Source organism: Tenacibaculum sediminilitoris (genome assembly GCF_964513795.1).
Taxonomy (GTDB): Bacteria; Bacteroidota; Bacteroidia; order Flavobacteriales; family Flavobacteriaceae; genus Polaribacter; species Polaribacter sediminilitoris.
This window is the reverse complement of the sequence record NZ_CAZEQR010000001.1, coordinates 50384-62754: the sequence shown is the minus strand read 5'-3', so window position 1 is coordinate 62754 and position 12371 is coordinate 50384. Positions and strand designations below refer to the sequence as shown.

General features: G+C 31.1%; 11 protein-coding genes. 10 read left to right on the top strand and 1 reads right to left on the bottom strand.

The window, feature by feature from the left end; translation table 11 throughout:
* Window positions 1–16: 16 nt before the first annotated feature.
* The 10 genes from ACKTSW_RS00305 (at window position 17) to ACKTSW_RS00260 (ending at window position 9409) form a co-directional block, all read left to right on the top strand.
* Window positions 17–532, top strand: a complete 516-nt coding sequence (locus tag ACKTSW_RS00305; protein WP_408023276.1) for a ferritin — start codon at window positions 17–19, stop codon at window positions 530–532.
* Between the two features lie 131 nt (window positions 533–663).
* On the top strand, window positions 664–1476 hold the full coding sequence (locus tag ACKTSW_RS00300) for an outer membrane protein assembly factor BamD (RefSeq protein ID WP_408023275.1): 813 nt from the start codon (window positions 664–666) through the stop codon (window positions 1474–1476).
* A gap of 4 nt (window positions 1477–1480) precedes the next feature.
* Window positions 1481–1801: a DNA-directed RNA polymerase subunit omega gene (locus tag ACKTSW_RS00295; protein WP_408023274.1), complete on the top strand. Its 321-nt coding sequence runs from the start codon at window positions 1481–1483 to the stop codon at window positions 1799–1801.
* A gap of 1 nt (window position 1802) precedes the next feature.
* Entirely contained in the window at window positions 1803–3014 is a 1212-nt protein-coding gene (coaBC, locus tag ACKTSW_RS00290; protein ID WP_408023273.1) for a bifunctional phosphopantothenoylcysteine decarboxylase/phosphopantothenate--cysteine ligase CoaBC, read from the top strand.
* Window positions 3007–3897: a type IX secretion system protein PorD gene (porD, locus tag ACKTSW_RS00285; protein ID WP_408023272.1), complete on the top strand. Its 891-nt coding sequence runs from the start codon at window positions 3007–3009 to the stop codon at window positions 3895–3897. The genes coaBC and porD overlap by 8 nt, the downstream gene beginning before the upstream one ends.
* 127 nt (window positions 3898–4024) lie before the next feature.
* A complete protein-coding gene (recN, locus tag ACKTSW_RS00280; protein WP_408023271.1) occupies window positions 4025–5677 on the top strand; it encodes a DNA repair protein RecN in 1653 nt (550 codons plus the stop codon).
* A 50-nt stretch (window positions 5678–5727) separates the two neighbouring features.
* Window positions 5728–6540, top strand: coding sequence for an enoyl-ACP reductase FabI (locus ACKTSW_RS00275; RefSeq protein WP_408023270.1), 813 nt, complete (start codon window positions 5728–5730; stop codon window positions 6538–6540).
* A gap of 29 nt (window positions 6541–6569) precedes the next feature.
* Complete coding sequence (locus ACKTSW_RS00270; protein ID WP_408023269.1) at window positions 6570–7394, top strand: DUF3050 domain-containing protein; 825 nt, start codon at window positions 6570–6572, stop codon at window positions 7392–7394.
* Window positions 7395–7417: 23 nt separating this feature from the next.
* Window positions 7418–8428: a glycosyltransferase gene (locus tag ACKTSW_RS00265; RefSeq protein WP_408023268.1), complete on the top strand. Its 1011-nt coding sequence runs from the start codon at window positions 7418–7420 to the stop codon at window positions 8426–8428.
* 39 nt (window positions 8429–8467) lie between these two features.
* On the top strand, window positions 8468–9409 hold the full coding sequence (locus ACKTSW_RS00260) for a UDP-glucuronic acid decarboxylase family protein (RefSeq protein ID WP_408023267.1): 942 nt from the start codon (window positions 8468–8470) through the stop codon (window positions 9407–9409).
* A 65-nt stretch (window positions 9410–9474) separates the two neighbouring features.
* Here ACKTSW_RS00260 and ACKTSW_RS00255 read toward each other — a convergent pair whose 3' ends face one another.
* Window positions 9475–12303 (bottom strand): M16 family metallopeptidase, encoded by a 2829-nt coding sequence (locus ACKTSW_RS00255; protein WP_408023266.1) that lies wholly within the window; start codon window positions 12301–12303, stop codon window positions 9475–9477.
* Window positions 12304–12371 lie beyond the last annotated feature (68 nt).

Genomic DNA, 12371 nt, shown 5'->3' with positions numbered 1-12371 from the left:
TTTTAAATTGAAAAATATGTTATCAAAAGTAATAGAACAGGCACTAAACGATCAAATAAGAGTAGAAGCAGAATCATCTCAAATATATTTAGCAATGGCATGTTGGGCAGAAGTTCAAGGGTTTGAAGGTGTAGCACAGTTTATGTATGCACATTCAGATGAAGAACGAATGCACATGTTAAAATTAGTAAAGTTTGTAAATGAGCGTGGAGGACATGCACATATTTCTGACTTAAAAGAACCACCAGCAAAATTTGGGTCTTTTAAAGATATGTTTCAAACATTATTCGATCACGAAGTAGTGGTATCTAAAACAATCAACGATTTAGTACATATTACCCTACAAGAAAAGGATTATGCAACACATAACTTTTTACAATGGTACGTGTCTGAACAAATAGAAGAAGAAGCGTTAGCACGAAATATACTAGATAAAATTAACCTAATTGGAGACGATAAAGGAGGTTTGTATTTATTTGATAACGATGTTAAGCAAATTGTAGCACAGTCTGCAACGACAACTCAAGAATAAGATTAACAAACATTTAGGAGTTCTTTGGAAAAATTATTACAGATTTTATAGTTTATTGTAGTGCTCATTTAAGAGAGAAAAAATCGTTTTAATAATCCATAATTAATCACTAATTTTGCCAGATGCAAAAAATGAAAAATCTAGCGTATATTGCTGTAATGCTTTTAGTATTGACTTCATGTGGAGAGTACCAAAAAGTATTGAATAAAGGAACTGTAGAAGAACAATACAAAATGGCTGTTAAAATGTACGAGGCACAAAAGTACAGTAAAGCCTTACGTTTGTTTGAAAAAATAACACCATCATATAGAGGAAAACCTCAAATGGAGCGAATTCAGTTTATGGTTTCTCAAGCTAACTTTAATGTAAAAAATTACGGGTTAGCAGGATATTACTATAATAGATTTACAAGAAATTATCCAAAAAGTTCAAAGAGAGAAGAAGCTACTTTTTTATCGGCTTTAAGTTATTACAAAGCTGCACCAAGTTTTAGTTTGGATCCAACGGATACAAACAAAGCGTTGGAAGCTTTTCAAAATTTTATAGATAGTTACCCTGACTCAGATAAGTTAGAAGAAGCTAACAAATATCATGCAGAATTAAGAGCAAAGTTAGAAAAGAAGTCTTTTGAAATAGCAAAAACATATTATAGAACTGCAGAATATGATTCTAGAAATTACAAAGCGGCAATTGTGGCTTTTGATAACTTATTAGAAGATTATTTAGGAACTAAGTATAAAGAAGAAGCATTATACTACCGTTTAAAAGCAGCTCATGATTTGGCTATAAAAAGTAGACAAAGAAGAAAAGGAGAAAGAATTAAAGAAGCTGTTAAAGCTTACGATAAATTAAAAAGAAACTTTCCTGAATCAAAGTTCATGAAAGAGTCAAACGAAATGCTAGCAGCATTAAACAAAGAACAAGAACAATTAGCTAAAAGTTAAAAAAATGGATTATAAAGAAACGAAAGCACCGTTAAGTACTATAACTTATAACAAAGAAGCGATCGAGACTCCAACGCATAATATTTATGAAGCTATTTCTATCATAGCAAAGAGAGCTACACAAATTAATTCTGATTTAAAAAAGGAATTAGTTGATAAGTTAGATGAGTTTGCTACTTATAATGATAGTTTAGAAGAGGTTTTTGAAAACAAAGAACAAATTGAAGTTTCTAAATTTTATGAGCGCTTACCTAAACCACATGCTATTGCAGTAGAAGAGTGGTTAAATGACAAGGTGTATTATAGAACTCCAGAGACAAAATAATATGTCTGTACTAAGCGGTAAAAAAGTTTTACTTGGTGTTACCGCCGGTATAGCGGCATACAAAACAGCTAACTTAGTTCGCTTATTTATAAAATCGGGCGCAGAAGTCAAAGTAATTATGACTCCTGCGTCTAAAGATTTTATAACACCTCTTACACTTTCCACCTTATCAAAAAATCCAGTTCATTCTACTTTTTATGATAAAGAAGATGAAAATGAATTGTGGAATAATCATGTAGATTTAGGTTTGTGGGCAGATATACTATTAATTGCTCCAGCTACAGCAAATACCTTGTCTAAAATGACTAATGGTACTTGTGATAATTTATTACTAGCAACCTATTTATCAGCAAAATGCCCAGTATATTTTGCTCCTGCGATGGATTTAGACATGTATCAACATCCGTCAACAAAAACTAGTTTAGAAAGCTTACAAAATTTTGGAAATATTTTAATCCCTGCTACTTCAGGTGAATTAGCAAGCGGATTGGTTGGTGAAGGTCGTATGGCAGAACCAGAAGATATTGTTAATTTTATAGAAAAAGATATCGTATCTAAATTGCCACTTCGAGGTAAAAAAATGCTAATTACAGCAGGCCCAACCTATGAAGCTATAGATCCTGTACGTTTTATTGGAAACCACTCTTCAGGTAAAATGGGATTTGAAATCGCAAAAACAGCAGCGAACTTGGGTGCTGAAGTTTTTTTAGTTACAGGTCCGTCTAATCAGCAGGTAAATCATTCTTTTATTCATAGAATAGATGTGAAGTCTGCACAAGACATGTATGAAGCATGTCATCAATATTTTGCTGAGGTTGATATAGCTGTATTATCGGCAGCAGTTTCAGACTATCGACCAAAAAATATAGCTTCTCAAAAAATAAAAAAGACAACAGCAGCGTTAAGTATTGAATTAGAACCTACTAAAGATATTTTAAAATCTCTGGGAGAAATTAAGAAAAATCAGTTATTAGTTGGTTTTGCATTAGAAACGAATGATGAGGTACAAAACGCAAAAAGTAAACTTACACGCAAAAATTTAGATTTTATTGTATTAAATTCGTTACGTGATAAAGGTGCTGGTTTTGCAACTGATACCAATAAAATTACAATTATTGATGCTGGTTTTAATGAGAAATCATTCGATTTAAAAACTAAAAAAGCAGTATCAAAAGATATCATTAATGAAATAATACAAAAATTAAATGCATAAGTTTTTCTTTATAGTTTTTCTTCTTTCAGTTACTTTTTCTTCGTATTCACAAGAGTTGAATGCTACTGTAATTATCAATTCAGATAAAGTACAGAGCAGTAACAAGCAAGTTTATCAAACCTTACAAAAGGCATTAACTGAGTTTATTAATGATAAACAATGGACAAATAAAAACTTTAAGCAACAAGAACGAATAAATTGTGCATTTAACATTATTATAAACGAGCAAAATGGAAGTAATTTTTCAGGGACTTTGCAAGTACAATCAACAAGACCTGTATATAACTCAACCTATGCTACACCAGTACTAAATATTAATGATACAAATTTCAACTTTCGTTACAATGAGTTTAATCCATTAATTTATAACCCAACTGTTTATGAGTCAAATTTAATCTCCATAATTGCTTTCTATGTATATACAATATTAGGAGTTGATGCAGATACTTTTGCTTTAAAAGGAGGAGAGACTTATTTAAAGCAAGCAGAAAACATTATGTTATTAGCACAATCTAATGGAGAATCTGGTTGGCAAAACCAAGTAGGGAAACAAAATCGTTTTGCCTTGATAGATAATTTACTTTCTTCTAAATTTAGTGCTTTACGTAATATTTATTACAATTACCATCGCAGTGGTTTCGATAATTTTTCAGATAACAAAAACTCAGCTAAAGAAGCAATTGAAAAAAGTGTTTTAGCTTTAGATAAGCTACACAACATTACTATTGGTAACTATATGATTCGTGTATTTTTAGATGCAAAAGGAGATGAAATAGTCAATGTTTTTTCTGATGGAACTCCTTCCAAAAATCAATCGCAAATGATAACGGTTTTAAATAAAATTGCTCCTACCTATAAAGACAAGTGGAAAGATCTTCAATAAAAGTAGAGCTGTTAACGTCTTAAACACAACGTTTATAAACTGTTGAAAAATTAATGTACTTCCTTTGTTTTAGTTTGACTTAATTCATTCAAAATACTTACTTTTATTTTTTACAAAAGAATAGAATTTGCTTACACACTTATCTATACATAATTACGCATTAATCAATCAGTTAACGATTGATTTCACGAACGGGTTATCTATTATCACTGGTGAAACTGGAGCAGGAAAATCCATTTTATTAGGAGCTTTAGGGCTAGTAATGGGGAATCGTGCCGATTTATCTTCTTTAAAAGACACTGAAAAAAAGTGTATTATTGAAGCACAATTTTCTTTAGAAGGGTATGCTTTGCAAGAATTGTTTGAAGAGTTAGATCTCGATTATGAACAAGAATCTATTATTAGAAGAGAAATTTTGCCTTCAGGAAAATCAAGAGCTTTTGTAAATGACACTCCAGTTACATTATCGGTTTTAAACGCTTTGAAAACAAAGTTGATTGATATTCATTCCCAACACCAAACATTGCAATTATCAGATGTATCTTTTCAATTCTCTGTTATCGATGCCTTGGCAAAAAACAAAGCAAAAATAGCCTCTTATAAAAGAGGTTTACGTACATATAACAAACTAAAAAAAGACCTAAAAGCACTTCAAGAAGAAACTGAAAAGTCAAAAGAACAGTACGAATATAACTTACATTTGTTTAATGAACTTGAGGAAGCTAATTTACAAGAGGGAGAACAAGAGGTTTTAGAAGAAAAATTAGATAAGCTAAATAATATTGAAGAAATAAAGCTAAACTTATCAGAAGCTTTAGGGCTTTCAATAAATGAAGAAATAGGACTTCAAGCTTTACTAAACTCATTAGAAAGCAAACTGCAAAAAATAGGTTTGTACTCAAAACAATATGAAGAATTATCAAATCGAGTAACAAGTATAAAAATAGAGTTAGACGATATTGTATCTGAATTAGAAAGTGCAAATGATGAAGTTGAGTTTAACCCTAATGAAATAGAAGAGTTGAATGATAGATTACAGCTAGTTTATAATCTTCAAAAGAAGCACTCTGTGTCAAGTATAACGGAATTACAAGAAATTCATGAATCGTTAGCAGAAAAAGTAGCACAAGTTGAAGATGCAGGAGGAGTAGTGGCCCAAAAAGAAGCAGAAATTAAAGATGTAGCTCAAAAACTAGATGAAGTAGCAAAGATGATTGCTACATCGAGAAACAAAGTGATTCCAAAATTAAAAAAAGAGTTAGAATACCTTTTATCAGAATTAGGAATGCCAAATGCTCGTTTTGCTATAGAGTTATTATCTTTAGAAGAGTACTTATCAAATGGAAAAGATAATTTACAGTTCTTATTTTCAGCAAATAAAGGAGGAAATTTTGGAGAATTAAAGAAAGTAGCCTCAGGAGGAGAATTATCTCGAATCATGCTATCTATCAAAAAAATATTATCAGAAAACATACAATTACCAACTATTATTTTTGATGAAATTGATACTGGAGTTTCTGGAGAAGTATCTAATAAAATCGCAAAAATAATGCAAGACATGAGTGCTCATATGCAGGTAATAACCATTACGCATTTACCTCAAATAGCTTCAAAAGGAAGGCAACATTATAAAGTGTTTAAAGAAGAAGAGAAAGGAGTAACAACTTCTAATTTAAAATTATTGTCAGACGATGAGCGAATTAGAGAAATAGCAGAAATGTTAAGTGGAAAAGATGTTTCTGAAAGTGCTTTAACTCATGCAAAAGAATTATTAAATTAAGAGTATATTTGTTTTTAGAACAAACAACGATAGACTAAAATATTTTAAATATGTATAATTTATTAAAAGGAAAAAAAGGAATTATTTTTGGCGCATTAGATGAAAATTCTATTGCATGGAAAGTTGCGGAACGTGCCCATGAAGAGGGAGCAGAGTTTGTATTAACCAACGCACCTATTGCAATGCGTATGGGAGGTATTAAAGATTTAGCAGCAAAAACAGGATCAGAAATTATTCCAGCTGACGCAACTTCTATGGATGATTTAAACAATTTAGTTGAAAAGTCTATGGAAATTTTAGGAGGTAAAATCGATTTCGTTTTACACTCTATTGGTATGTCAGTTAATGTACGTAAAGGACGTCATTATACAGATTCTAAGTACGATTTCACAACGAAAGGATGGGACGTTTCTGCAGTGTCTTTTCACAAAGTAATGAACGTTTTATATAACAAACAAGCCATGAACGAATGGGGTAGTATTGTTGCATTAACTTATATGGCAGCACAACGTGTATTCCCAGATTATAACGACATGGCAGATAATAAAGCGTATTTAGAGAGTATTGCACGTAGTTTTGGGTATTTCTTTGGTAGAGACCATAAAGTACGTGTAAACACCGTTTCTCAATCACCAACTCCAACTACTGCTGGTCAAGGGGTTAAAGGTTTTGACGGATTTATTTCGTATGCTGAAAAAATGTCTCCATTAGGAAATGCAACAGCATTAGAGTGTGCTGATTATACAATTTCATTATTCTCTGATTTAACAAAGAAAGTAACCTTACAAAACTTATTCCACGATGGAGGTTTCTCTAACATGGGAGTAAGTGATGCAGTAATGGAAAGGTTTATTGAAGAGTAAGATCTTTAGTGAAATAGAATATAGATAAAATGCAAATCGTTAGATTTGCATTTTTTATTGATAGTTATAAAATGAGCAATATTTTACACATAGAAAAAGAGTTAGCACCATTAAGGCAACAGTTAAAAGAGCACGAATTATATAATTCGTTAAAGCATATTGAGGATGTAAAACTATTTATGGAATCACATGTATTTGCTGTGTGGGATTTTATGTCGTTGTTAAAAGCTTTACAACGAGAGCTTACTTGTGTAACCTTACCTTGGTTACCTGCTGTAAACACTAAAATAGCTCGTTTTATTAATGAAATAGTGTTAGGCGAAGAAACCGATGTAAATGAATTAGGAGAGCCTAAAAGTCACTTTGAAATGTATATTGATGCGATGTATCAAGTTGGAGCAAACGTCACTCAAATTTCAACTTTCATTTTAGAGATTATTGAAGGCAAACCAATTGAAGAAGCCATACAAGATTGCTCAATTGTTAAAGAAGTAAAAGATTTCGTGAAATTCTCTTTTGAAATTATTAAAACTGGAGAGCCACATATTATAGCATCTAGCTTTACTTTCGGTAGAGAAGATGTCATACCAGAAATGTTTTTAGAAATTGTTAAGAATACTGAAAAAAAAGAAGGAAATTCTTATAGTAAGCTTACGTATTACTTAAACAGACACATTGAACTTGATGGTGATGAACATGGACCATTATCGTTGCAAATGATAGAAGAATTATGTGGTAACAATCAACAAAAATGGGATGATGTGTTGTTCTATGCTAAAGAATCTTTGAAGAAAAGAATACAACTTTGGAATGGGATTGCAAAGCAAATAAATCAGAAGGTTATTTTAAGTTAATTATAGTACATAAATTAAATAGAATGAGTTTATTATTATCAATAGTAGTCCCTGTTTATAACAGACCTAATGAGATAGATGAGTTACTGGAGAGTTTAACAAGACAAGACTATAAAAACCCTTATGAAGTTGTAATTGTTGAAGATGGGTCAACTGAATCGTCAGAGAAAGTGATTGATAAATATATAGATAAACTCAATATTAAATATTTATTCAAAGAAAATTCAGGACCTGGTGATTCAAGAAATTATGGAATGAGAAAAGCATCAGGTAATTATTTTATAATATTAGATTCTGATGTTATACTTCCAACACACTATTTAAGCACTATAAATTCTTTTTTAAAAAACAACTATGTAGACTGTTTTGGTGGAGCAGATACAGCTCATGAAAGTTTTACAGTCATACAAAAAGCAATTAATTATACCATGACCTCTTTTCTAACGACTGGAGGAATTAGAGGAGGAAAAACTAAAGTGCAAAAATTTGAACCTAGAAGTTTTAATATGGGTATTTCTAAAGAAGCTTTTGAAAAAACAAATGGATTTGCAAGGATTCATCCAGGTGAAGACCCAGATTTGTCAAGAAGGATAGAAAAAGCAGGTTTTAAAACTAGTTTCTTGCCTAACGCTTATGTGTACCATAAAAGAAGAATTTCTTGGGAAAAGTTTCATACACAAGTAAAAAAATTTGGAATGGTTAGGCCAATATTAACGAGTTGGCATCCCAAAACAAAAAAAATTACATTTTGGTTTCCTACCTTTTTTGTGTTTTTTGTTATAACCTCTGTACTAGGAACAATTCTAAAGTCAAATATAATTGTATTGCTACCTTTGTTATCATATTTAGGGGTTTTAATGATACATTCAACTATAACATCTAAGAGTATTAAAGTAGGCATACTTTCTGTTTATGCTACCTTTATACAGTTTTTTGGTTATGGTATTGCCTTTTTAAAATCTACTTTTTACATAAGAGTGTTAAAGAGAGATCCAGAAAAACAATTTCCTTATTTATTTTTTAAGAAAAATTAATCAATTTAAGTTCTTATTTTTGATGCTAAAACATAATTCATGAAGAAAATCTTAGTAACCGGAGGAGCAGGCTTTATTGGTTCTCATTTATGTGAACGTTTGTTAAATGAAGGCAATGAAGTTATTTGTTTGGATAATTATTTTACTGGAAGTAAGAAAAATATTATCCATTTATTGGGAAATCCTTTTTTTGAGTTAGTAAGACATGATATTACAGAACCTTATTATGCTGAAGTTGATGAAATCTATAATTTAGCTTGTCCAGCATCACCTATACATTATCAGTACGATCCAATAAAAACTATAAAAACTTCTGTAGTTGGAGCTACAAATATGTTAGGGTTAGCTAAAAGAGTAAATGCCAAAATCTTGCAAGCCTCGACAAGTGAAGTTTATGGAGACCCTAAAATACATCCTCAGCCAGAAACCTATTGGGGAAATGTAAACCCTATTGGATTGAGATCGTGTTATGATGAAGGAAAGCGTTGTGCAGAATCGTTGTTTATAAACTACCACAAACAAAATGATGTAAGAATTAAAATAATAAGAATTTTTAATACTTACGGAACGCGAATGAATACTAATGATGGGAGAGTAATATCAAATTTTATAGTACAAGCTTTACAAGGAAAAGATATAACGATTTATGGAGATGGAACTCAAACAAGAAGTTTTCAATACGTAGATGACCTTGTTGAAGGTATGATAAGAATGATGCATACAGACGAGAAATTTACTGGCCCCGTTAATATAGGTAACCCTTTAGAGTATTCTATGTTGCAGTTGGCAGAAGAAGTTATAAAATTAACGAACTCATCATCAAAAATTATTTTTAAGCCTTTACCAGAAGATGATCCAATGAAAAGAAAACCAGATATATCTTTAGCTAAAAAAGTTTTAAATAATTGGGAACCAGTTGTAGGTTTAGAGGAAGGATTAACAAAGGTTATTACATATTTTGACAATGTATTAGCTGAATAATATTAATAATAAAAGCTCTCAAATTACTTGAGAGCTTTTTTATTTTAATACTTATTTTCTAAGAATTATTTTTCAGGGTTTAAAACTCCTAAGATATATCCGTTAGTTAAATATTTCTTAGCTACTTTTTGAATGTCTTTTTTAGTTAAAGAATTTATTCTATCCTCAAAAGAAGTTACATCAGAAACATCATTATTTTGATAGTCTATATTTTTAATTGTGTTTAACCAAAAGCGATTCTTTTTAAGGTCTTCTTTGTAATCAGAAATCATTCCTTTTTGAGCTTTCATTAAATCTTCTTCGGTAGGTCCATTTTTAACAACCGAGGCAACTTCAGCAACAGAAATATTTTTTAATTTTTCAACATTTTCTGGTGCACAAGGATATGAAATCGTAAAGTTATACCATCCATAAGGTATTTTAGAAATGTTACCACGAGTTCTTGAAGAATATACACCACCTTCTTGTTCACGTAACTTTTCTGTTAATTTAATTCCAACAACTTCACCTAAGATTTTAAAAGCTAAGTCATCTTCTTTGTTGTATTTCGCTTTTCCTTGATATGTTATACGAACATTACTTTTAGGGTCTTTACCCTTAGTAACTGTTTTAGAGTGTGAACCAGATAAGGGTCTAAAGTTAGATACTTTATATTTTTCATTAGAGTTTTTTCCAGGTAACCCTGCAATATACTTTGTAGCGTACTCAGCAAGTTTCTTTTCATCAACATTACCAACAAAGTAGAAGTTGAAATCACCAGCATCAGCAAAACGCTCTTGATACTTTTTATATGCTAAGTTGTAATCAGCTTTTTCATATTTTTCTGGTGAAGGGAAGCCTGTATAACGAGGGTCTTTTCCATAAACAAACTCACTCATTTCTTTTTGAAAGAAGAAATTTGGACTAGCTAATAGGTTTCCTAAGAAGCTTTTTTGTTTGCTTACATACGAATTAAAAGCTTTTTCATCCTTGTTTAAAGAAGTAAAGTATAAATGTACCATTTGAAATAACTCTTCCAAATTTTTAGGAGTAGCAGAACCGCTAAAGCCTTCACTTAATTCAGAAATATAAGGAGAAACTCGAACAATTTTACCAGACATCATTTTAGATAAATCTGTTTTAGAAAAACCATTAATTCCTGCTTCAGAAAGCCCTCTGTTAGCAAAAGAAGTGGCTCTTAATTCCTCATCAGAATATAAAGAAGTTCCTCCGAAGCTAAAAGCTTCAAATAACACTTCATCATTTTTAAAGTCTGTTTTCTTATAGGTAATTTTAGCACCGTTACTTAAAGTCATAGTTTTTGTTTCTAAATTTTTATTTTCAGTAACGTTTACTATAGATCCAGGTGTTGGTTGTTTAGTTATTAATGAAGCAGCTACTGCTTTATCTTCATAAGGCTTTAACTCTTTTGTTTTAACGTTATTTAAAGCATCAATAACTTGTTGTTCGGTAACAACTTTTTTAGGTCCTGTAATAACAACAACGCGATTATCATCATGTAAATAACTTTGAATAAGTTTATTTACTTCTTCTAATTTTACTGAAGGCAATAACATTTGATGAGCTTTGTACTCCCATTCAATACTTGGGATAGGTTCTTGTTCTAAGAAGTTGTTTACATATTCACCAATAATTCTTCTAGATTCTCTTTTATCTTTGTCTTTAAAAGCCTTTTCCATACGAGCAGATATATTCATTTTTGCTCGGTCTAATTCACCTTGTTGAAAACCAAATCTTTTAACACGTTCACTTTCATCTAATAAAGCTTGTAAACCTTTTAACTGACCATCAGCACTTACACTAGCTCTTGATTGATAAGCTTCTTTACCACGAGCCCAAGTTCCTCCATGGTAGCTAAACCCATATACAAATGGAGGATTTTCGCTGTTACGTAACTCATTCAAACGATTGTTAATCATCTGAGCAAATAAAGACTTTACAATTGAACTTCTGTAATCAGTAATGGTAACATCTGGTGTAGCTTCACCATAATCCTTATACATTAATTGTACACTAGAAAAAGGGGCTTCCTTATCAGCTTCAATTGCGATGAAAGTTTCCTTGTGATTTTTTAAAGGAGAAACTTCTCTTTTACGAGGATTTTTAACAGCAGGTATTTTATTAAAGTGTGATTTGATTTTTTCTTCTAACACATCAACACTAACATCACCTACAGCTACTACAGCCATTAAATCTGGACGATACCAATCTTTATGAAAACGGCGAATACTTTCATGTTTAAAGTTTTCTAAATTTTCTTTAGTACCAATAGGCAACCTTTCAGCATATTTAGAACCATGCATTACTTTTGGTAAGTATTTTTCTAACATGCGGCTATCAGCTCCTCTACGAGAACGGTATTCTTCTAAAACAACACCACGTTCTTCATCAATGTCTTTTCCTTCTAAAAGAGCACCGTGTGCCCAATCTTCAAGAATTTGAAAACCTTTTTCAAGCTTTTCTTTATTATCACTTGGAATAGGTAAAATGTATACAGTTTCATCAAAACCTGTATATGCATTTAGGTGGGCACCAAATTTTACTCCAATTGACTGTAGGTAATCTACCAATTCGTTCTTTTTAAAGTTTTTGGTACCATTAAAGTTCATGTGTTCCATGAAGTGAGCTAATCCTAATTGATCATCATCTTCTAAAATAGAACCTGCATTTACAACTAATCGTAATTCTACTTTGTTAGTTGGTTTTGGGTTCTGTTTAATGTAGTAAGTCATCCCATTAGATAGCTTTCCTATCCTAACCGAAGGGTCGGTTGGGATTTTCATAGCATTTACTTTTCCTTTTTTTGATAGCTTTTGTTGTGTTTCTTTTAAAGCTTGACTATGCCCCGTAAATATAAAGAAGGCTAGGGATAGTCCTAATAACATTTTTTTCATAGTATATAATTTTATATTTGATGGGCAATTTACATTGAATTATTAATAAACTAAAAAATTAGTTATTT

Bases quoted from the DNA above. Each gene is read 5' to 3' on its own strand.
- ACKTSW_RS00270 (WP_408023269.1), top strand. From the start codon at position 6,570: ATGCAAATCGTTAGATTTGCATTTTTTATTGATAGTTATAAAATGAGC.
- ACKTSW_RS00305 (WP_408023276.1), top strand. From the start codon at position 17: ATGTTATCAAAAGTAATAGAACAGGCACTAAACGATCAAATAAGAGTA.
- ACKTSW_RS00300 (WP_408023275.1), top strand. From the start codon at position 664: ATGAAAAATCTAGCGTATATTGCTGTAATGCTTTTAGTATTGACTTCA.
- coaBC (WP_408023273.1), top strand. From the start codon at position 1,803: ATGTCTGTACTAAGCGGTAAAAAAGTTTTACTTGGTGTTACCGCCGGT.
- ACKTSW_RS00255 (WP_408023266.1), bottom strand. From the start codon at position 12,303: ATGAAAAAAATGTTATTAGGACTATCCCTAGCCTTCTTTATATTTACG.
- ACKTSW_RS00275 (WP_408023270.1), top strand. From the start codon at position 5,728: ATGTATAATTTATTAAAAGGAAAAAAAGGAATTATTTTTGGCGCATTA.
- ACKTSW_RS00265 (WP_408023268.1), top strand. From the start codon at position 7,418: ATGAGTTTATTATTATCAATAGTAGTCCCTGTTTATAACAGACCTAAT.
- ACKTSW_RS00260 (WP_408023267.1), top strand. From the start codon at position 8,468: ATGAAGAAAATCTTAGTAACCGGAGGAGCAGGCTTTATTGGTTCTCAT.
- ACKTSW_RS00295 (WP_408023274.1), top strand. From the start codon at position 1,481: ATGGATTATAAAGAAACGAAAGCACCGTTAAGTACTATAACTTATAAC.
- porD (WP_408023272.1), top strand. From the start codon at position 3,007: ATGCATAAGTTTTTCTTTATAGTTTTTCTTCTTTCAGTTACTTTTTCT.